16 protein-coding genes are annotated in these 22,316 nt (G+C 41.5%); 11 read left to right on the top strand and 5 right to left on the bottom strand.

Annotation, left to right across the window (positions count from 1 at the left end; translation table 11 throughout):
* Positions 1–176 precede the first annotated feature (176 nt).
* From QZT26_RS01395 to QZT26_RS01350, 10 genes are all read left to right on the top strand, one after another.
* Positions 177–998 (top strand): J domain-containing protein, encoded by an 822-nt coding sequence (locus QZT26_RS01395; protein ID WP_295100140.1) that lies wholly within the window; start codon positions 177–179, stop codon positions 996–998.
* 10 nt (positions 999–1,008) lie between these two features.
* Entirely contained in the window at positions 1,009–1,911 is a 903-nt protein-coding gene (locus QZT26_RS01390) for a phosphoribosylaminoimidazolesuccinocarboxamide synthase (protein WP_099325870.1), read from the top strand.
* 13 nt (positions 1,912–1,924) lie between these two features.
* A complete protein-coding gene (locus QZT26_RS01385) occupies positions 1,925–2,749 on the top strand; it encodes an inositol monophosphatase family protein (RefSeq protein WP_295100139.1) in 825 nt (274 codons plus the stop codon).
* Between the two features lie 168 nt (positions 2,750–2,917).
* Positions 2,918–4,018 carry a radical SAM protein gene (locus QZT26_RS01380; protein ID WP_295100137.1) on the top strand — a complete coding sequence of 367 codons (1,101 nt, stop codon included), beginning with the start codon at positions 2,918–2,920 and terminating at the stop codon, positions 4,016–4,018.
* A 432-nt stretch (positions 4,019–4,450) separates the two neighbouring features.
* Positions 4,451–5,299 carry a zinc metalloprotease HtpX gene (gene htpX, locus QZT26_RS01375; RefSeq protein WP_099325868.1) on the top strand — a complete coding sequence of 283 codons (849 nt, stop codon included), beginning with the start codon at positions 4,451–4,453 and terminating at the stop codon, positions 5,297–5,299.
* 196 nt (positions 5,300–5,495) lie between these two features.
* Positions 5,496–5,822 carry a hypothetical protein gene (locus QZT26_RS01370; RefSeq protein ID WP_157820621.1) on the top strand — a complete coding sequence of 109 codons (327 nt, stop codon included), beginning with the start codon at positions 5,496–5,498 and terminating at the stop codon, positions 5,820–5,822.
* Positions 5,823–5,902: 80 nt separating this feature from the next.
* Complete coding sequence (leuC, locus tag QZT26_RS01365; protein ID WP_099325867.1) at positions 5,903–7,195, top strand: 3-isopropylmalate dehydratase large subunit; 1,293 nt, start codon at positions 5,903–5,905, stop codon at positions 7,193–7,195.
* Between the two features lie 343 nt (positions 7,196–7,538).
* Positions 7,539–11,831: an acyl-CoA dehydratase activase gene (locus QZT26_RS01360; RefSeq protein ID WP_205713376.1), complete on the top strand. Its 4,293-nt coding sequence runs from the start codon at positions 7,539–7,541 to the stop codon at positions 11,829–11,831.
* Positions 11,832–11,894: 63 nt separating this feature from the next.
* Positions 11,895–12,383, top strand: coding sequence for a 3-isopropylmalate dehydratase small subunit (gene leuD, locus QZT26_RS01355; protein ID WP_099325866.1), 489 nt, complete (start codon positions 11,895–11,897; stop codon positions 12,381–12,383).
* Positions 12,384–12,929: 546 nt separating this feature from the next.
* Entirely contained in the window at positions 12,930–14,117 is a 1,188-nt protein-coding gene (locus QZT26_RS01350) for an FprA family A-type flavoprotein (protein WP_099325865.1), read from the top strand.
* Positions 14,118–14,189: 72 nt separating this feature from the next.
* Here QZT26_RS01350 and QZT26_RS01345 read toward each other — a convergent pair whose 3' ends face one another.
* The 4 genes from QZT26_RS01345 to QZT26_RS01330 form a co-directional block, all read right to left on the bottom strand.
* Entirely contained in the window at positions 14,190–14,705 is a 516-nt protein-coding gene (locus QZT26_RS01345; protein WP_164994636.1) for an NUDIX hydrolase, read from the bottom strand.
* A gap of 232 nt (positions 14,706–14,937) precedes the next feature.
* On the bottom strand, positions 14,938–16,191 hold the full coding sequence (locus QZT26_RS01340; RefSeq protein ID WP_099325863.1) for a type II secretion system F family protein: 1,254 nt from the start codon (positions 16,189–16,191) through the stop codon (positions 14,938–14,940).
* 338 nt (positions 16,192–16,529) lie between these two features.
* Entirely contained in the window at positions 16,530–18,278 is a 1,749-nt protein-coding gene (locus QZT26_RS01335) for an ATPase, T2SS/T4P/T4SS family (RefSeq protein WP_295100131.1), read from the bottom strand.
* Positions 18,279–18,283: 5 nt separating this feature from the next.
* The gene (locus QZT26_RS01330; protein WP_295100129.1) at positions 18,284–19,999 is read right to left on the bottom strand and encodes a GspE/PulE family protein; all 1,716 of its coding nucleotides are present in this window, start codon (positions 19,997–19,999) and stop codon (positions 18,284–18,286) included.
* A 25-nt stretch (positions 20,000–20,024) separates the two neighbouring features.
* Here QZT26_RS01330 and cobT point away from each other — a divergent pair, with 25 nt between their 5' ends.
* A complete protein-coding gene (gene cobT / locus QZT26_RS01325; protein ID WP_295100128.1) occupies positions 20,025–21,251 on the top strand; it encodes a nicotinate-nucleotide--dimethylbenzimidazole phosphoribosyltransferase in 1,227 nt (408 codons plus the stop codon).
* A gap of 455 nt (positions 21,252–21,706) precedes the next feature.
* Here the strand turns inward: cobT and QZT26_RS01320 are convergent.
* Positions 21,707–22,316 (bottom strand): ISAzo13 family transposase (locus QZT26_RS01320; protein WP_295100126.1); only part of this gene is annotated, 610 nt, incomplete at its 5' end.

The raw sequence follows: 22,316 nt of genomic DNA, 5'->3' as shown, positions 1-22,316 counted from the left end.
AAATTTGTTGACAACTGATAAAATTGCTGTTAGCATTTCCTTCTATTTTAGAAGAGAAAATGTTATTAATGTATATTTAAAGTGTCTCTCCGATCATATTTAATTACGCGAACATCTCAAGATTCGTTTAAACGACATATGATTTTATTTTATTTTTAAAAATTCGTAGTTTTGTCATGGTAAATTATTACAATATCCTGGAAGTGCATGAAGAAGTAAGCGCTGAAGAAATAAAACGCTCATTCAGAACCCTGATTAAAAAATTCCATCCCGATATAAATGGCTCAAACAAAAAATGGGCGGAATCAAAAACAAAAATTATTATTCAGGCGTATAAAACTCTTTCCGATTCTCATTCCCGCAAACAATATGACACGCTTCACAGACATTCCCAAAACAAACAGAACACCGTTAGGGACGCAAAGCCCAAAACATCCTCCACTAAATCAGAAAAAATCAGCATGGAAATTCGTATTATTTTTTCCGACCTTCTCAATGGGTACACAAGTAGCGCTATTGAGAAATATGAGTATTTGCTAAATACTTCCCCGGATACGGACTTCTTCCTCCACCTTAACCATCGGGATTTTATCGATTGCAAATTTTTGCTGGCAGAGGCTTATGAAAAATCCGGCGAATATGAACTTTCAATAAAACTTTACGAGTACATACTGGAAAAAGGAAAACAGGCTGCTTATCGGCAACATCTGCTGGAGGAGACAAAAGAAAGAATCAGAAATATTTATTGCCGTAAATTAGCAAAAAAATCCTCCCCGGATAAAGCCCTTATACATTATCAAAATTTACTCAAATTGGACTTATGCAAAAACGAACAGGCGTTTGTTTACAAAAAAATGGCCGAATGCTCTCTTAAATTACAGGACTACGAAAACGCTTTAAAGTATCTTCATGTTGCATTATCCCTAAAACCAAAACTTCAGGGATTAAATAAACTGAGAATAAATCTTAATCAATACCTGCAGAATTGTTTTATATAAAATAAAATTTATGAAAACAACACAACCGTTACTGACCACCAACATTTCACAGCTTAAATTACACAACCGCGGAAAAGTTCGTGATATTTACGAAGTTAATAATGATTTGCTTATCGTTACCACAGACCGTATTTCCGCATTTGACGTGGTTCTCCCAAACGGGATTCCCTATAAAGGACAGGTGCTTACAGGATTGTCAGAATATTGGTTTCATTATACTGCCGATGTCACTGAGAACCACCTCATTACCACTGATATCGATTCTATTGATAATACATTTGTCAGACACCATAAAGACATCCTTCAGGGCCGGTCTATGCTTGTGAAAAAAGTAAACGTTATCCCGGTAGAATGTATTATCCGTGGATACCTGGCAGGTTCCGGCTGGAAAGAATACCAAAAATTCCAATCAATTTGCGGAATAAAGCTGCCTGCCGGGTTAAAAGAATCGGACAAACTCCCTGAACCCATATTTACTCCTTCAACAAAAGCACATACCGGCCATGATGAAAACATACCGGTTTCTGAAGTAATCAATCTGATCGGAAAAACGCTCACCGATGAATTAAAGGAGAAAAGTCTCAAAATCTATTCGAAGGCAAGTGAATATGCAAAAAGCAGAGGAATCATTATTTGTGACACAAAATTTGAGTGGGGCATAACGAATAACAATAAAACGATGCTTATTGATGAGGTACTTACCCCTGATTCTTCGAGATTTTGGCCGCTTGAATTCTATACACCAGGAAAACCACAGCCGTCATACGACAAGCAATTCATACGCGACTATTTAGAAAGCATACATTGGGATAAAAATCCACCAGCACCAGCACTTCCGCCCGACATAATCCAGAAAACATCTGAAAAGTATCTGAATGCATATAAAACGTTAACTGGCAAGAGTCTTATTTAACTCTTACGAACTAATGATGAAGGTTCACCCAAATACATTGGCGGCATATCTTGAAGTAGCCAAACAAGCAGCCATGGAAGCAGGCGACGTCCTGAAAAAATATTTCAGAAAGTTAGATGCTTCTATGATTGAAGAAAAAGCCGCAAATGATTTTGTCACGGATGTAGACAGAAGGTCTGAACAAATCATCAAAAATCACATCATTACGCATTTCAGCGATCATGCCATATTGGCGGAAGAGTCTGAAACACAAACAAATACCTCTCCCTTTTTATGGATCATCGACCCATTAGACGGCACTGCAAACTACATCCACGGTGTGCCGGCTTTTGCTATCTCAATCGCTTTGGAAATAAAGGGAGAACTCTGCGTGGGGATTGTATATGATCCTATAAAAGACGATATCTTTTCCGCAGTAAAGGGACAAGGTGCATCAAAAAATGGCAAACCCATACATGTTTCTCTCCAGAAAAATCTGAATGACTCTCTTATCGCAACCGGTTTTCCATTCAGAAAGAAAAACATTGTTGACACCTATGTAAAGATATTCAGGGAATTGCTTAACCATGCCTCTGACATGAGAAGATGCGGTTCTGCAAGCCTGGATCTTGCATATACCGCGGATGGGATTTTCGGCGGTTTTTTTGAATATGCATTATCGCCATGGGATATTGCCGCTGGCGTTCTTTTAGTTCAGGAAGCCGGGGGAATAACCACTGATTTTAATGGTAAAAACAACTATCTTAAAACCGGCAACATCATTGCCGGTTCTAAGATAATCCACAATGAACTACTGAAAATAATTCAGTCCAACGACCCCAATTACTTCGAAAAATAGCGTACAGATAACCCTGCTTATTAAATCCACAAAACACTCATTTTTAAAGAGCCGAGGCTTCTTAACTTATTGATAAAACCACACTTGATTTTGGTAACACTCTAGTTTTTTGAAACTGGAAATTGTTATTTGTAGTGCGACTAACCTCATCGTACTACATGAATTTATATGGCTTTAATGGGCTTAGATATCAAGTGGGGAAGAAACATCAACCGCTTTATACTATGCGGCAAGCAGCGCTATTCAGGAACATTGTTAAATAATCCATGTATAGTTATCTCTTATCGCAAAATGCACATAGAATCTATTGAACGGAAAACGGCTGTTTTGGCAAGACCAACTTTGAAATGTTTGAGTCAGGTCGCAACAATTAACCCTACAATAGGGTGCAGCCATCAATGCGCATATTGCTATGCAAGGGGATATTCAATCTATCCTGGAGATGGTAAGGTACTTGTGTATGAAAATATGGCCGAAAAGTTAAAAAAAGAATTGCCACGACGCAGAAAACTACCAAAATATGTCTTTTTCAGTTCTTCGAGTGATGCCCTTCAGCCGATTCCTCAGGTAATAAATTTGTCGTATGAATTAATGCAGACCCTGTTAGAATATAATATTGGTATAAATCTCCTTACAAAAGGACGGATACCAATAAAATTTCTTGACCTGTTTAAAAGACATAAAAAATTAGTACATATTCAGATAGGTATTACCACATTAAACCGGAATATACAAAGAATCATAGAACCTTACGCCGCCACTCCAGGCGAAAGAATACGGAACATTGAACAATTGTGCAACGTGGGGATTGTGCCGGAAGTGAAATTAGACCCCCTTATACCGGGAATAACCGACACAAAAACCAACTTAACCGCATTATTCAGAGTTTTGCAGAAATATGAGGTAAACGCTATGGGCATTAATTATCTCTTTTTAAGACCATTTATTAAGAAAAATCTCTATAAATCTCTCAGGAAAACCTCTTTATGGGAAGAGATAAATGCACATTACCAAAATGGCAGTTCCATCAACCTGCTGGCAGAAAAATCACGTGTACAGGCACTGGATGTACACTATAGAAAAAATAGTTACCACGCTATTGATGAACTGGCAGGTCTTTATAAAATAAACGCTTATGTTTGCGGTTGCAAGAATCCTGATATCACGGAAGAACCATTATGTGATATAAATTGGGGAAAACATTTTCAAGATACCCCGAAACAAAAAGGTTTGTTTGCCTCACAAATTCTTACAGAAAAAATTTTTTAATGGTATGTTTTGCCGTCTTTTGTAAATAATGAAAACAAGAAGATAGCCCGATGTATCGAACAGGAGATAATCAGACGGCGAATATTCATATAAGTTAGCCAATAGTAATACTATACGTAAATTAACCTTTTGTTTTTACCTGAGAAACAATCCTTAGAGAAAAAATGCCCTGGCAGAGAAATATGGAAGTAAATAAGTCGTATATTTAGTGTATGTAAGTTGTTATATACCACATGCTATATTGTCTTTATAAAAACAAATAATGCTGCATTGGCCTGCCTATTTAATTGCTTGACAAAAAATAGGTGACATTTATAATGACTTTTGAGGTCTTTGAGGTCTGAAAATGTTCGAGAATAATAAATTTTTGAACAGGCCTTTGTAATGGCAAAGTAATTTTTCCTCCATAGTTATTGTTTTGGAGTAGCAGATATGAATTATTTCAAAACAGCGGTTCTACTCGTAGTATTAACCCTGATACTCGTTTGGGCCGGAAGTATTTTTGGCGGTAGGCAGGGGGCGGTTTTTGCTTTTGCGATTGCAATGGGGATGAATTTTTTTAGTTATTGGTACAGTGATAAAATCGTCCTGAAAATATACCGTGCACGCCAGATTACAGGACAAGATTCACCGAAGTATTTTGCGCTGGTGAAAGAACTCACCGCAAATGCCGCATTGCCCATGCCAAATTTGTATATTATCCCCACTCAGGCGATGAATGCCTTTGCCACCGGTAGAAACCCTGGGCACGCCGCCATAGCAGTCACGGAAGGGTTGTTAAACTCTTTAACGCATGAAGAGTTAAAAGGCGTCCTGGCACATGAGCTTTCTCACGTTAAAAACAGAGATATTTTAATATGTACTATTGTTGCGACGATAGCCGGCGCAATTACCATGCTGGCGAATATGGCGCAATGGACTGCCATGTTTGGCGGCTTTGGAAGGCATGATGATGACGATAGCGGGGGAGGAGGCGTAGTCGGTCTCATAGCTCTCGCCATAGTAGCTCCTATTGCTGCTTTGCTGATACAAATGGCTATATCACGTTCAAGAGAATATGCCGCGGATAAAAGCGGAGCGCTTATGGCACGTAATCCGGCAGGATTGGCTAGCGCCCTTGAAAAACTGCACCAGGCCGCGAGGGTCAGGCCGTTAGATGCGGGAACGTCATCCGCACATCTGTTTATAGTAAATCCATTAAGCGGTCGTTCATTTGCTTCGCTTTTTAGTACGCATCCGCCAATTGAGGAGAGAGTAAAAAGGCTTCGATCAATGGCGTAAATTGGGTTTATCCAAGGGGGATAATTATTGCAGTATAATTATCCGTGACATGATTTAGTATGCCAGCCGAAGGGAAGGTGATGTCTGATTTGGTTTTTGATAAATAATACAGACTCAATCACTTATTCACCGTATTGAATTGTGTCAAAACAACTTAACTTTAGTAAAATGATTTTTTTTCTTTGGAGGAACATTGATGGTGCACTATACATGTGATATGTGTGGGAAACCGTTACTTGCGGGTGAGGATATACGTTATGTTGTAAAAATTGAAGTATACGCTACTTGCGACGCAATGGATACAGAAGATGACCTTGATGAAGAACTTTGGGAAATGGAAGATGACGATGATGACGACGACGATGAAAATGACCGGGTGGATGGGGAAGAGCTTGGTGATGATAGAGAGGAAGAAGAGTACAAAACATTCCGCTTTGATTTGTGTCATAAGTGTCATAAAAAATATTTACAAGACCCCCTGTTTTTAAAATCATGGAATAGAACACGATTTTCAGAAAATTAGTTTTTTTATACTTTATTTACAAAAACAACCACTTCCTTTAGTGAGAAAAGACGGAAGTATTGCCATGCAGAGTACAATTTATGGGAATGACAATAACAGAGAAGATTATCGCTGCGCATTGTGGCGAGAGGGAAGTACGTCCGGGACAATTCGTTTATGCAAATGTAGATGTTTGCCTCGGAAACGATATAACCGCCCCAATTGCCATTGAGGAATTCGAAAAGGCGGGCATTAAAAAAGTTTTTGACCCCGAAAAAATTGTTTTAGTACCGGATCATTTCACGCCGAATAAGGATATTCAATCCGCCCAACAATCAAAATCACTCCGTGTATTTGCTGAAAAACACCATTTAAAACATTATTTTGAGATTGGACGCATGGGAATCGAACATGCCTTGCTCCCGGAGCAGGGCATTGTCGCCCCGGGAGAATTAGTAATTGGGGCAGACTCTCATACTTGTACCTATGGAGCGCTGGGGGCATTTTCAACCGGGATAGGCAGTACAGACCTGGCCGCATGTTTTGCAACAGGAAAGGTATGGCTTAAAGTGCCGGAATCGATTAAGTTCGTTTTTCATGGTAAGGCAAGAAACTGGACGTCGGGAAAGGATTTCATACTATATACCATCGGGAAAATTGGCGTTGACGGGGCGCTCTATAAAGCAATGGAGTTTACAGGGACCGCCATATCCGATTTACCAATGGATGACCGCTTTACCATATGCAACATGGCGATTGAAGCCGGGGCAAAAAGCGGAATTATTGCTCCCGATAAAATTACGGAAAATTATGTCGCCGGAAGAGTTAAAAGGGAATATGTGGCATATCATAGCGACCCCGACAGCCATTATTCAAAGGTATATGAATTCAACGCGGAGGAAATCGTTCCGCAAGTCGCCCTACCCAGTCTTCCAGAAAACACAAAATCCGTTTATGATGTCTGTGGAATTAAAATAGACCAGGTAGTTATTGGTTCATGCACTAACGGCAGGATATCAGATTTGCGGATAGCGGCAAAAATATTAAAAGGGAAAAAGGCACATCCTTCTCTCCGGTTGATTATAATTCCGGCTACTCAGGAAATATATAAACAGGCGTTAAAAGAAGGGCTTATTGAAATATTTATTGACGCAGAAGCAGTTGTCTCAACACCTACATGCGGCCCGTGCCTTGGCGGTCATATGGGAATACTGGCAGAAGGGGAAAGGGCACTTACCACTACAAACCGTAATTTTGTTGGCCGCATGGGACATCCAAAGAGCGAAATATATCTTTGTAGTCCTGCAGTGGCTGCTGCGTCTGCTATTACCGGCAAAATAACACCACCAAGTGAAATGCGGCCTGAATCTTGCACAAAAATACCTTCTATTTGACCATAGGCTTGCAAAACCGTTTAATATCCAGCATTAGTGATACTTCTCTCTATGATTTTCGGCTGCCCTATAGAAGCAGCATAAAACAAAGCATCTGTCTTAGCCGGTATTTGTAAGGGTTTCAAGCGATTGCCAGATTTTAAATATTTGCACACCTTACGGACTCACAAATTGTGATTTCTTAAAAGTTGCTGTTGTAGAACGAAGAAACTCTTCGCTCTACATTTCGTAATTTGTGAACCTGTAAGGTATAAATAACTGCAATTGTATGTGTTAAGATGAGTTCAAGAAATTATTTGCACGAAAAATATCATTTTTGGTGCGGGATTAAGGTAATAAATTGATGAAGGGAACAGATAAACGTATGTATCAAAAAAAATATATAGGCGTGGACATTGGTTCTGTCAGTATAAAAGCAGTTTTAATTAATGAAAGAAAAGAGATATTAGAAGATCATTACGTTCGTTCACACGGGCAGCCGGTCGAAACGTTCCTAATGGTAATAAGAGAGATGCTAAACAGGACACATATGGACGATATTGACGGCATTGCAATTACCGGGACCGGCGGGAAGTTAATAGCCGGATTAATGGATATCGCCTTTATAAATGAAGTTGTTGCGCATAGTAAGGCCGCGACAACGTTACACCCTGATGTCCGCACAATTATTGAAATTGGCGGAGAAGATTCCAAGCTAATGCTTATTGAACGTGACGAATCAACCGGCCAGACGAAAGTCTCTGATTTTTCAATGAATACAATGTGTGCAGCCGGCACCGGTTCATTTCTGGACCAACAGGCGGCAAGGCTTGGGGTCTCCATAGAAAAAGAATTTGGGGAACTTGCCTTAAAATCAAAAAACCCCCCGCGTATTGCCGGTCGCTGCAGTGTGTTTGCCAAAACAGATATGATACACTTACAGCAGGAAGGCACGCCGGTTTACGACATCGTCGCAGGGCTGTGCTATGCAATGGCAAGGAATTTTAAAAGTAACATCGGCAAGGGCAAGGAATTTGTAAAACCCATTGTTTTCCAGGGAGGTGTTGTTGCAAATGCCGGCATGGTTAAGGCATTTGAAGATATATTGGAATTAAAATCCGGAGAACTGGTTATTCCGCAGTATTACAAGGTAATGGGGGCGATTGGTTCGGTATTTACTCTGATAGATAAGGAAATAAAGTCGCCATTCCGTGGTCTGAAGGCAATAGAGGAATATTTTAAAAACCGCAGTTCAAAAGCATCAAATCTCGAACCTCTTCGTTCGGATAATTATAAAATTGTTGACCAGACGCATCATCTTGATGAAAACGGGAAAGTCGAGGCATATGTAGGTATCGATGTAGGTTCCATCAGTACGAATGTTGTGGTTATCGACAAACACAAAAACATCCTGGCAAGGCGTTATCTTATGACCGCCGGAAGGCCGCTTGAAGCGGTAAAACATGGCCTTTATGAGGTGGGACTGGAAATTGGCGACAGGGTTGTTATCAACGGGGCAGGGACGACAGGTTCGGGACGTTATTTAACGGGGGATTTTATCGGCGCCGATATCGCTAAAAACGAAATTACCGCCCATGCCACTGCTGCAGCAAGTGTAAATAAGGATGTCGATACGATCTTTGAAATCGGCGGACAGGATTCAAAATTTGTCCGGCTGGAAAATGGCGCTGTCGTGGATTTTGCCATGAACAAGGTATGTGCGGCAGGTACCGGTTCATTCCTGGAAGAACAGGCGGAAAAACTGAATGTAAATATAAAGAAAGAATTTAATGACCGCGCACTTTCATCATGCTGCCCGTCGCATCTTGGCGAGAGATGTACGGTATTTATGGAATCTGATTTAAATCATCATCAGCAGGGAGGTACCTCGAAGGAAGACCTGCTTGCCGGCTTGAGCTATTCCGTTGTACTCAATTTCATAAACAGGGTTGTTGAAGACCGCCCTATTGGAAACACCATTTTTTTCCAGGGAGGGGTAGCAGCAAACCGTGGAGTAAAATCTGCATTTGAAAAAGTAACCGGTAAAAAAGTAATTGTGCCTCCACACCATGATATTATGGGGGCAATCGGTTCCGCCATTATTGCAATGGAAGAGAAAACATGGGAGAAATCACGGTTTAGAGGATTTGATATCAGGCACAAACGATATGAACTCTCCTCTTTTGTTTGCAAAGATTGTTCAAATATTTGCGAAATAAGAAAGGTCAGCATCGAAGGAGAAGACCCCCTTCATTACGGAAGCCGGTGCGGAAAATTCGATGACGAAAGGACGTTAAAAAAGGGGAAGCATTTGCCAAGGCTTTTCAATGAAAGAAAACAGGCGCTATATAATACTTATCCAAAAAATAAACCCCAAAACCCCTTGGGGAAGAAAATAGGGATACCGCAGGTATCCACTTTTTATGATTTGTTTCCCATGTGGAAAGCGTTTTTTACCGAAATGGGTCTCGAGGTGATTACTTCCCGTGATACAAACAAGGACATTATTTATAATGGCGTTGAGGTTATTACGGCAGAAACATGCTTTCCCATAAAGGTCGCCCATGGGCATGTCATTGATATGCTGGAAAGGGAAATTGATTATTTATTTTTGCCCAGCGTTATAAATTTAACACACTCCAGTAAGAATATTACTCATTCATATGCCTGTCCCTATGTGCAATGTATACCATACCTCGTGCGTTCAGGCATCGATTTGGATAAACGCGGGTTCAAGACACTATCGCCCGTGATTCATTTCGAATATGGAATGGAATTTCTGGTAAAAACCCTCCATAAAATTGCGAAAAGCGTTGGAGTAACCGGAGGCGTTGTAGAAAAGGCAATCGAAACGGCACTTGAAGCGCAGAGCGCTTTCACTGAAAAATTAGAGGCACGCGGAAAAGAAATTTTAGATACTATTGCGGATGATGAAAAGGCTTTTATCCTGATTAGCAGATCGTACAATGGGTGCGATACGGGAATGAATCTTGGTCTTCCGGAAAAATTACGCGACCTGGGAATACTAGTTATACCTCTTGACTATTTGACGCTGGACATTGAAGAAGTTTCGCACGATTACCCTAATATGTACTGGAAAACAGGGCAAAGGTTTATTGCCGCCGCAAGGTTGATTGCAAAAGACAAGAGGCTCTATCCTTTATATATCACAAACTTTGGCTGCGGCCCTGATTCATTTATCTCCAAATTTTTCTATAAGGAGCTGGCTGGGAAACCATGCCTGACCATAGAAATAGATGAACACAGCGCTGATGTTGGCGCTATAACCCGTTGCGAGGCGTTTATTGATAGCCTTAAAAACGTTAAACCTGCAACAAAAACCAGGAGGCGGCAGGAAGATATCGCCACACGCCAAATTACCGGCGGAAAAAAGAGAACACTTTATGTTCCGCATATGTGTGATCATGGCAGAATGATCGCTGCCGCCATGAGGGCTAACGGGGTACCGGCAGAAGCGATGCCCATGGCAGACGAAAATTCTGTAGATATCGGAAGAAAGTATACTTCCGGAAAAGAGTGCTACCCCGCAATACTCACCACAGGGGATATTGTTAAAAAATCAATGTCGCCCGATTTTGATCCGGAAGCAAGCGCCTTCCTTATGGCAACGGCTTCAGGCCCTTGCAGATTCGGCCAGTACAATAAATTTCAACGCATGGTACTGGACGATCTAGGTCTTATGAATGTTCCTTTATATACACTGGATCAGGGAGAAAATTATGAGGAAGATACAAAAGGGCTGGGAACAGGATTCAGAAAACTTGCATGGAATGGTATTGTTTTTACCGATCTCATGCAGAAATTGCAAAGGGAAATAAGACCTTATGAGATAAATAAGGGAGAAACTGACGCCTTATATGAGAAGTACCTTAGAAAAGCAGAATCGGCCCTGGACAAAGGCATGAATCTGCTTGATATTGCAAGAGAAGCAAGGCACGAATTTACCAATATAAAGGTAGACAGGAGTAAGCCGAGGCCGTTGATTGGCATTATTGGCGAAAATTATGTGCGGCTCAATGATTTTGCAAACAATTTTCTCATCAAAAATATAGAACGGCTAAATGGAGAGGCCTTTAATCCTCCATTCGCAGAATGGATTAACTATATTGCACATTGTCGCAGGGAATCATGTCTTAACGAAAAAAATTATAAGGGATATTTGGGGGAATTCATATCTGCGATTGTACAGAGATATGATGCATATAAACTCACAAACATCTTTAAAGGCAAAATAAGGCATTTCTATAAGGACGCAACAATCAAAGAGCTTATAAGGAGAGGGAAAAAATACATCGACGACTCCTATAAAGGAGACCCTGTGCTGAGTATGGGGAAAGCAGTTGAATATGCCGAAGAGGGATTCGATGGTATTGTAAATATTATTCCTTTCCATTGTATGCCGGGGACAATAGTAAACGGGATACTTGAGCGATTTCAAAGGGAGAATGCCGGTATTCCCTGCCTGAAATTATCCTTTGACGGTCAGGAGCAAACAAACGAAGAAACACGGCTGGAAGCCTTTATGCACCAGGCCTATCAAAGAATGGAGTGCCGGTTGAATCAAAAAAAACAAGAGATAAAAAAATATCCGCCTGCATCGAAAACCGTTTCTGAGTCGTATGCAAAGGCAGGATGAAAAAATGGAGCTAAATGGTAAATGGCATCAGTAAACTTTTTCCGGATGAGAACAAAAAAATAAATGAAAAATAAATGTTGGAAGTTTGGCAATAATATTAATACCGATGAAATCATCCCGGCCCGGTATTTGAATACGACAGACCCAAATGAATTGGCAAAGCATTGCATGGAAGATGCCGACCCTGATTTCATAAAAAAGATAAAACAAGGAGATGTTATTGTAGCGGGAGAGAATTTTGGTTGCGGGTCTTCACGTGAACATGCACCGATCGCTATCAAAGCAGCAGGCATTTCCTGCGTCATCGCAAAATCATTCGCCAGAATATTTTTCAGAAATGCTATAAACATTGGTCTGCTTATTTTTGAGTGTCCTGAAGCTGCGGATAACATCAAAGAAGGAGATGAAATAGAGGTGGATTTGACAAAGAGCGAAATTTTTGACCATACCTTGAACAGGCGTTTTACCTTTGAACCATTTCCACACGAAATGCAGGAAATTATTCAATCGGGCGGGTTGATGAATTTTGTGAAAAATAAAATAGGGCAATAACACAAACAATCCTTAGCGCAGCCTTTAGCTGCAACCAAATTCGGAATACGAATATCAAAATACGAAGCAAATTCAACTGACAAAAAACCCAATGCTCCAAACTTTACGTAAGCCTCATTCCCGGCGGGTTCAGGTTTGTAGCCCAATGTCATTAAGTTAAGCGACCGGCCGCAAAAATCCCCCTTAGAAAAGGGGGATATAGGGGTTATTTTTGATCAAATATCCTTAACTTAATGACATTGGTTTACAACCTGAACCCGCGAAGCTATCAGACTGGGTCAAATGGGCAATTTTACCCTATTTCTCGATATGCATTTCCCACTTTAATGGAAAAATAGTAATAAATAGGGCATAAAACAGGCAAGATGTGAGGTGTTCTCCCCACTTTTGAGAAAACAAAGTTCATTTGACTCAGTCTGTATGTGGAAACTCCTGGCAACACCACAGCAAGTATTTATCACTACCTCTACGTTTTTATTTCAGAAAAAAACAACCCTGACAGGGTTCCAAACCCTGTCAGGGTTAACAGCGAGTCTCTTATAAACAATGCAGACATTGCAACTTACAAATAGCGTTTATTGGACAGGCGTCTTACATGCCACCCTCAGGACTTTCGACGTTGTTTTTGAAACCCGGTTTGGCAGCACGTATAATTCCTATCTTATCATGGCGGATAAACCAACAATCATTGATGGCGTTCATGAAAAATTTACCCCTGAATATCTCAATAAACTGCAATCGTTAATACCACTTAAAGACATTTGCTATATTGTGGTAAATCACACGGAAATGGACCATACCGGATCGCTAGGACAGCTATTAAAACTAGCTAAAAATGCCCAGGTCTTATCAACAAAGACCGCCTCAATGTTTCTGAAAAACATTCTTAACTCTGAGTTTAACGGAAAAACGGTTGAGGACGGCGAATGCATTTCTCTGGGAAACAGACAATTACAGTTTATTCATGCCCCATTCTGGCATTGGCCGGATACCATGTTTACTTATTTGCATGACGATGCGATACTGTTTCCCTGTGATGGATTTGCCACCCATTTTTGCGATGAAAGGCTTTTTGATGACAGGGTGGATGAATTTTTTGAAGATTTCAGATATTATTTTGAGCACATAATGGGTCCCTTCAGAAAAAAAATACTTGAAGCGTTAGACAAAACAAATCAACTCGACATAAAAATGATTGCTCCCAGCCACGGCCCTATATTAAGAACAGACCCGCAAAAATACATAAAGGCATATAAAGAGTGGAGCACGCCACTCCCCCCCCGGAGCAAAAAACTCATCGTAATTTTATATGTATCTGTCTATGGGAATACAAAAAAAATGGCGGAGGCGATAGCAAAAGGCGCTTGTACGGTAAGCAGTGAAGCAAAGCTGTTGGATGTTGCCGCTATTTCTCCGGAACATGCACGGTTCGAAATAGAATCTGCCGATGGGTTGCTGTTTGGTTCGCCAACAATGAATGGAGATGCGGTAAAACACATGTGGGATATGATGAATATTTTATTTAGTCTTAACATTAAAGGCAGGAAATGTGCAACATTTGGCACGTATGGATGGAGCGGAGAAGCAGTTAAACTAATGGAAGACCGTTTAAGAGGCCTAAAGTTAAATGTTGTGCAACCTTCCCTAAAAGCTAATTTTATCCCTACAGAAGAAATTTTGAAAAAGTGTTCAATCTTCGGATATGATTTTGCCAAATCGCTTACCAGCCCCTGAATCAGAGAGCCCCCTATCATAGCGTTTCACTTGTTGTCAATAAAATATACTTAACGTACTCACAAACGTGCTTTATTTAAAAACGTGAACCCCCGAAATCGTCATTAAAATACAGCACACCGTTTTTGCATCTTTGATCTCCCCCCTTTTTATCATTTCAGACGCTTCTTTTACTTTAATCGCAACAATCCCTTTGATTGATTCATCTGCCTGATGATTCGTTTTCGTTTTGATCAGGTTTGTTGCCTTATAAAGATGCATGGTTTCATTCAAAATACCGGGAGACGGATAAATGACCGACAAAGGGGTAAGAATGCCTGCTTTATACCCTGTTTCTTCTTCCAGTTCCCGGTTTGCACATTCAAAAAAAGTCTCGCCTTCATCAAGGGTACCGGCTGGTATTTCATATATCGTTTCGTTTACCGCATACCGGTATTGTTTAATTAACAGAATCTCATCGTTTGCAATAAAAGGAATGATGGCGGCAGAGCCGGGATGGTCAACTACCTCCCGCATCACCTTTCTTCCGTCATCAAGAGCAACTTCATCCTTCCTTACACTTATTCTTATTCCGGAGTAAACTATCACTATAGCACCTTTTATAAAACATGTTAAATTTCGTTTTTGTCCTGTCCAAAGCCAGAGCATTCCCGATTTTTTGTAACCGTTCATGGGATCGGTACAAAATAACCCCGAGGTTGTTTCCCTCGTCTCTCGCCTCTCGTGATTCAGTCCTCAGTTTTCAATCCCAATCCCAATCCCCAATCTGCAATTTGCCGATTGCCGACTGTAGTTTAAAATCTCTGATTTACTACAAATGTTACCCGCCGATACTCTGCATCAATTTTACGAGAGGCAGAAACATGGCGATTACAATAAACCCAACCGAACCACCCAAAAACACAATCATAATCGGTTCTATCAGGCTTACAAGCCCTTCAACAGCCCTGTCCACTTCATCGTCATAGTTGTCGGCAACCTTTGTAAGCATTTTTTCCAGCTCGCCAGTTTCCTCTCCTACCTCAACCATATTGACGACTATTTCATTGCAAATCTTTGATTCACGCAGCGGTTTTGCGATAGTTTCTCCGCTGCGGATACTATCATGAATATTTTGTATCGCCTGGGCAACAGCGGCATTTCCGGTGGTATCTTTCGAATTTATGAGCGAATCTAAAATAGGCACACCGCTTGATGTTAACGTCGCAAGGGTACGGGTAAACCGGGATACGGTAGATTTATTTATTATTGCCCCAAAAACCGGTATCTTAAATTTTGCCCGGTCAATGAGCAGCCTCACCTTCTTAATCATTCTTACGAGTTTGTAAAAAATAAAAGTTCCAACGGGCACGGCAGGCAAATACATCCAATTTGTCTTAAGAGCAGTGCTGAACTGAATCAGCATCCTGGTTGGGGCAGGCAGGTCTAATCCCAGTTCATCGAATATTTTCGCAAAATTGGGTACGACAAAGATCATAAGGCCTATAAGGATTGCCGCAGCAACCACGACCACCACAGAAGGATAAATCATAGCGGTTATTATTTTTCGGATAAGCCGTTCCATCTTTTCCCTGAAATCAGCCAGTCTCCTCAAAATGATATCCAATGAACCACTTATTTCACCAGCTTTGACAATATTTACGTATAGCTTGTCGAATACCCGCGGATGTCTTGCAAGCGCTCCCGAAAATGTGCTTCCGCCTTCAATATTTTCAATGACCTTCAGCACCGTTTTTTTCAGCATGCCTTTTTTAAGCTGTGCGGCAAGTATCTGCAAACTCCTGATTATGGGCAAACCCGCATCCTGTAATGTGGATAACTGACGCGTAAACAGCGTCAAATGCTTAGACTTTACTCCTCCAATAGATATATTTATCTCGCCAAATTTTTTCTTCTGCGTTTTCGCGGCATGTTGTTCCGCCGATTTTCCACGTACAGTTAATTCTTTTATGCCGGTAGGGAAATAGCCTAATCCGCGGATTTTAGAAATCGCCTCCTCCGATGATGCCGCTTCTATCCTCTCCTTTATCTTCTTTCCTGTACTGTTTACCGCATAATATTGAAAAATGGACATTACATAATCTCTCAATTTAATTTAAAGAAACAACCCCCCTAAGCGGGTGCATTCCTGATTTTTTGCGACTTCCGCCATGTTTTAATAAAACGTTACCGTAGTGTTAACCCTGACAGGGTTTGTAACCCTGTCAGGGTTGTTTCGTCCTGACCCCATGAAATGAATGTCGGAGGATAAGAAAACTTCATAATTCGAAATTCCTTGTTCGATATTCGTTTTTCATTAGCGTCTATTTGCGTGTATTCACGGTTAATAAAGGAACCGCCAATGACGCTAATAAACGCGAATATGTAAATTTCATTACACGGTTAAATTAATCCGTAATGTTAACTTAGCGCTTATGTGGAAATGGTTTCACGTACAACCTCTTCAACCGTTGTTTGCCCCTCAAAAATTGCTTTTAGTCCGTTTTCGCGCAATGTATTCATGCCGTTTTTTCTTGCAACATTCCTTATTACATTTGTACTTGCCTGTTCGGTAATTAAACCCCGTATTTCTTCATTGACAGGCATTATTTCATATATACCCATACGTCCCCTGTATCCGATTTTTCTGCAATCACTACACCCTCTCCCCCGGAAAAATCTTTTTCCCTCCGCTATGGTTTTTCTAAGATTCAACTCATTTAACAATTCATCGGAAGGCTCATATTCTTCTTTGCAGGATGCACATATTTTCCTTACCAACCGCTGGCTGATGACACATTCCAGTGTTGAAGCAATCAAATAAGGTTTAACACCGATATCAATTAAACGCGTTATCGTAAGCGGGGCGTCGTTTGTGTGTAATGTACTAAAAACCAAATGGCCCGTCAATGAAGCCTGTATGGCAATCCTGGCCGTTTCCTCATCCCTGATTTCACCAACAAGTATAATATCAGGATCCTGGCGCAAAATAGACCGCAGGCAACTTGCAAAGTCAACGCCTATCGACGGGTTTACCTGCACCTGAATAAGCCCGTCAACATCATATTCTACAGGATCTTCAGTGGTTATTATCTTAGTGGTTATTTCGTTCAAATAGTTTAATGCGGCGTACAATGTAGTCGTCTTGCCAGACCCCGTAGGGCCTGTAACGAGAATTATACCATTCGGGATATTCAGCAATTGATAGATATTTTTTAATTCTTCAGACCTGAACCCCAGCTTGTCCAAACTAAGTGATACCGCCGACTTATCGAGCAGTCGCATCACAATGCTTTCCCCGAATTTTGTCGGAAGCGTAGAAACACGCAAATCTATTGACGCGCCGCCAACATTCAGTTTTATCCTTCCATCCTGCGGCAGTCTTCTTTCCGAGATATCCATTCCCGCCATTACCTTTATCCTGGAATTAATAGGAATGCCAAGCTCTCTGGGTGGGGACACCCTTTCATACAATACGCCGTCTATCCGGTACCGTACCCGAAAGCTATCCTCAAAAGCCTCATAATGAATATCGCTTGCTTTATCCAGAACCGCATATAAAAACATAAGGCCTACCCATTTCTTCACCGGGGCGGTAGACGCCATTTTCTTTAGTTCTTCAATATCTATGTAATTCCCTGAAACAGATTGCGCATATGACTTATCCTCCTTAAACTCCAGTAGCAACTGCTCCACAGACTCATGTTTTTTGGGATAATATTTTTCCAGGGCGCGGGCTACGGAATCTTTGTGGCAAAGTACCGGTTTCACGTTGAGTTTCAGCACCAATCGTAAGTCATCCAATGTTTCAATTGCAAGGGCGTCCGCCTGGGCAATCGTAATAACCTGTTTCTCCTGTTCATAACTTATAGGGATAATTCTATACAATTGCGCAATGGCAGCGGGCACTAAATTAATCACATCTCCCGGCACTTCTCTATCTTCTATATTTACAATTTCCACTCCCAGGTATTCGCTCAACACCTGCATTATTTGCGGATCCGTCACATAGTTCATGCTAATAAGAATATCTCCCAGCAACCCCCCATTCTGCTTTTGCACTGCAAGGGCTTCCTGGATTTGATCTTCTGTGGCAAACCCATTTTCTTTCAGCAATTGCCCAAAGAGTCTTCTTTGTGCGTCGCTTTTTGCATCCGGTTTTGATTTACTTTTTGCCTGCATCGTTTTCACTCTTCCGTTCCGGTCACCCTGAATATCTCTTCCAGGGTGGTCCTGCCTTCTTTTGCCTTCCTGATGCCGTCCTCTTTCAGCGTGGTCATTCCCGCTGTTTTTGCCGCTTTTCTCATTTCATCGGTAGAAGCTGCGTTGTACGCCATATCGCGCATGGTCTCATTCATCTCCAAAAGTTCGTATATGCCGATCCTGCCTTTAAAACCAATATTATTGCACTTCTTGCACCCTTTTCCCTTATAGAAATAATATTCCGTAAACATACCTGGATCGAAACCCATTTGCGTGATTTGTTCCGGCGTATAATGCGTCTGTTCCCTGCAATCGTGGCATATCGCCCTCACCAGCCGTTGCGCCATGATTCCCTGCAAAGAGGTCGAAACAAGAAACGGTTTAATGTTCATATCAATGAGCCTGGTAATGGCGGAGGGTGCATCGTTCGTATGAAGGGTGCTGAGGACAAGGTGTCCTGTCAGGGCGGAAGCAATTGCAATATCCGCAGTTTCTGTATCACGGATTTCCCCGACAAGTATAACATTTGGGTCCTGACGGAGCATAGTCCTTAAAATCTTTGGGAAAGTAAAACCGATTTTATCATGCACCTCGCTTTGATTAACGCCTTTTATTGTGTATTCAACGGGATCTTCCGCCGTAACAATTTTTACGCCCGTCTGGTTGAGTTCGTTAATAATTGCGTAGAGCGTTGTCGTTTTCCCGCTGCCGGTAGGGCCTGTAATGAGAAATATACCGTTTGGCATTTTAATAATCGATTGAAAACGCTGAAAATCACTTGTGCAAAGTCCAAGATTTTTAATGCACATCAGCGTTTGTGATTTTTCGAGTAAACGCATAACAATGCTTTCGCCGTAAATGGAAGGTAGGCATGATACCCGGATATCCATATCCTTCCCTGAAAAATGAAGGCTTATCCTTCCGTCCTGCGGCCTCCTTTTTTCAGAAATATCCAAATTGGCAAGTATTTTTATGCGGGAAATAATTGAATCCTGAAGATTTTTTGGCAAGACGTCCGCCTCCTGGCATACGCCGTCAATGCGGTAACGGATGCGCAGCTTGCTTAAAAGTGGCTCAACATGGATATCGCTCGCACTGGCAATAATGGCTTTATTTATAATAAGCGAAACTAATTGTATAACAGGGCTGTCGTCTTCTGCGGATTTGGCTTCACTCCGATATACCCCGCCAGATTCACTCTCCGTTTGAACTATGGCGACATCGCCCATCCTTATTTCTTTCAGCAACGAACCTACCATTTCAGTTGATTCATTATGACAGTTTTTGCGAAAGGCATATGCAATCTGTTCAGCGGTAGCAAGAATAAATTTAATATCCGAACCCAACATAAACCGCAAATTATCCATAAATCCAAGGTCTGGAGGCCGACTCGTTGCTATGGTTATCACGCCGCTTTTTTTTGATATGGGTAAAATACCGTTTTTTTTAATAATGTGCGTGGGCAGTAAATTAATTATTTCGTCAGGTATCTCCAGATTCGCAAGATCAAGCACCGGCAAATCATAATGCTCTGATAAAGATTTAATTATCTCCTGATGGGTAGTATAGCCAAGTTCCACCAGTGCATCTTCCAGCCCAATCGGTTTTTTAGCCTGTATTTCTTTAGCCTTTTTTAACTGGTCTTTATCTATTATCTTGCTGAGTAAGACCTGCTCTATTAAATGGGTAGAATTCTTCATGGGAAATATGACTTGAATTTATTTATTGATATATATTAACATAGCGCAGCAATGCCGCATCCAGTACGATTTCAAACACAAAGCACACCGGGCAGGCAAAGAAAAACCTTACAAAAAAGGCGTTCTTACGTGGCAATTCCATAAGTCTCACTATAAAAAAACTTACAACCGAATGCAACATATATACCCGCAAATGCCATATCTAAAACAAACTATCGAAAACATAGAAACCGTTCTAATTGACCCGCAGGGGCACATTAAGGCCAGGTTTGATACCCTTGCCATACCAAGGGGAAGTTTGGGAAGGCTGGAAGAACTGGCAACCATATATTACTCAATAAAAGGAAACCTCTCTTGCAGAATAAGGCATAAAAAGATATTTACACTTGCAGGGGATCATGGTGTTGTTGCGGAAGGAGTAAGCGCATTCCCTCAGCAAGTTACCCGCGAAATGGTACAAAATTTTATTCGTGAAGGGGCAGCTATCAACGTCCTGGCGAGACACATCGGCGCAAAGGTAATTGTGGTGGATTGCGGCGTCGCTTCAAACATTCCTCCTTCTCCGGGTCTCAAGATAAAAAAATGGAAACACGGCACAAATAATATGGCGTTGGGGCCGGCAATGTCCAGGGAAGACGCTGTTAAATCCATTGAAATGGGCATAGAACTCATCGAAGAAGAACTTCAGGACGGATTGGACATTATTGGACTGGGCGACATGGGGATTGCCAACACGACTCCCAGCAGCGCCATCTTTTCCGTTTTAGGGAATGTTGATGTTTCCGTGGCAACCGGACGCGGAACCGGACTAAATGATCAAGCGGTACAGAAAAAAATCGCTGTCATAAAGAAAGCAATCGCCATTAACCGTCCCGACCCGAATGACCCGATTGATGTCCTGGCAAAAGTGGGAGGCTACGAAATAGGCGGCATTGTCGGTTTGTGTCTTGGCGCTGCCCGCCATCGCATCCCCATCGTTCTCGACGGTTTTATTTCCACAGCAGGTGCAATAATTGCCAGTGCCTTAGAACCAAAGGCAGGCAATTATTTTATCGCATCCCATGTCTCCGGGGAACAAGGCCACAAACACATGTTAAAGTTTTTGGGAAAAGAACCATTATTGAATTTAAATATGCGCCTGGGAGAAGGAACAGGTGCAGCACTGGGAATCAATCTGATAGAAGCCGGCGTAAAATTATTAAATGAAATGGCAACCTTTCAGGATGCCAGTGTATCAGACCCTTATTCCTGATTGATGTTTGTTTTGCGATGATTTTCTAAAGGATTTTATAGTAATCATTTACTATGAAACATCCATGATCAGTTGCTCACAAAAGGGAATGAAAATAAACAATCCACAGATTAGTAAAAGATTAAAGAAGTAGGGTGGCGTATTCGGGGCATTCCCGATTTTTTGTGACTCATCTAATTCCCCTCTTGGGAAGGGTTAGGGGTGGATAAAAATGAATGCCGTTGGATTTTTGCATTTTAAAAACCCAACCTAATTTAAAGTGCGTACAATATAGGCTTCCATTACTTAGCTGGTGTTTTATGCGATTAAAAATATCCCTACTATCGGACAAAGAGATTATTTTACCAAAGGAGTTTAACGCTATAACCCAGGCATTGATCTACCGGCTCATCAACAGGGTATAATGGACGGGCTTTTTCAGACCAGTAGTTAGGCTCTGTAAATAAATAAAGGTATCAACTTTTCACTATTGCCTTTGGTCTTATGACGTAGTTCCAGTCGCCGTGAAATTTATTGCGCTCCACATTGATGTTCTCCATTTCTTCATCACTAACCTTTCTTCCTGTCGGATATTTCCGGCGATCCAGCCTACAGGTTACTTTCAGTCCCTTCGCCGTGGTCGTTTTGGCGATGAGATTGACGATCGTTTCGTAATCCCGCAACGGTTCACCTCGCCAATTTGACGTGATAAAGGAAAAGAGTCGGTGCTCGATCTTGTTCCATTTGCTGGTTCCAGGAGGAAAATGACAAATTGAAATACACAGACCGGTTTGATCAGCAAACTTCTGCAATTCCAACTTCCATAGTCTCAAGCGCGACCCATTACTCCCTCCGCCATCGGCTGTGATCAGAATCATGTTCGCATCCGGATAAAGCCGCCGTCCTTCAAAACGCCACCATCCGCGAATCGACGCTACCACAAATGCGCCGGTATCATGGTCGGTTCCAACATTGACAAAACCGGGATTGCGCCCGAGGTCGTAGATACCATAAGGATAGGCGCGTGGGACTTCTGGGTTGGGGAAGTCGTGGACTTGAACCTTCCTCGGTTGTTTTGTCGGAAGC

The organism is uncultured Candidatus Kuenenia sp. (assembly GCF_900696675.1).
Lineage (GTDB): Bacteria > Planctomycetota > Brocadiia > Brocadiales > Brocadiaceae > Kuenenia > Kuenenia stuttgartiensis_A.
This window is presented reverse-complemented; position numbering and strand designations above follow the sequence as displayed.

Coding starts and splice junctions, on each gene's coding strand:
- QZT26_RS01335 (WP_295100131.1), bottom strand. CDS start 18,278: ATGCAGGCAAAAAGTAAATCAAAACCGGATGCAAAAAGCGACGCACAA.
- htpX (WP_099325868.1), top strand. CDS start 4,451: ATGAATTATTTCAAAACAGCGGTTCTACTCGTAGTATTAACCCTGATA.
- QZT26_RS01385 (WP_295100139.1), top strand. CDS start 1,925: ATGATGAAGGTTCACCCAAATACATTGGCGGCATATCTTGAAGTAGCC.
- QZT26_RS01370 (WP_157820621.1), top strand. CDS start 5,496: ATGGTGCACTATACATGTGATATGTGTGGGAAACCGTTACTTGCGGGT.
- QZT26_RS01340 (WP_099325863.1), bottom strand. CDS start 16,191: ATGTCCATTTTTCAATATTATGCGGTAAACAGTACAGGAAAGAAGATA.
- leuC (WP_099325867.1), top strand. CDS start 5,903: ATGGGAATGACAATAACAGAGAAGATTATCGCTGCGCATTGTGGCGAG.
- QZT26_RS01390 (WP_099325870.1), top strand. CDS start 1,009: ATGAAAACAACACAACCGTTACTGACCACCAACATTTCACAGCTTAAA.
- QZT26_RS01380 (WP_295100137.1), top strand. CDS start 2,918: ATGGCTTTAATGGGCTTAGATATCAAGTGGGGAAGAAACATCAACCGC.
- leuD (WP_099325866.1), top strand. CDS start 11,895: ATGAAAAATAAATGTTGGAAGTTTGGCAATAATATTAATACCGATGAA.
- QZT26_RS01330 (WP_295100129.1), bottom strand. CDS start 19,999: ATGAAGAATTCTACCCATTTAATAGAGCAGGTCTTACTCAGCAAGATA.
- QZT26_RS01360 (WP_205713376.1), top strand. CDS start 7,539: ATGAAGGGAACAGATAAACGTATGTATCAAAAAAAATATATAGGCGTG.
- QZT26_RS01395 (WP_295100140.1), top strand. CDS start 177: ATGGTAAATTATTACAATATCCTGGAAGTGCATGAAGAAGTAAGCGCT.
- QZT26_RS01350 (WP_099325865.1), top strand. CDS start 12,930: ATGCAGACATTGCAACTTACAAATAGCGTTTATTGGACAGGCGTCTTA.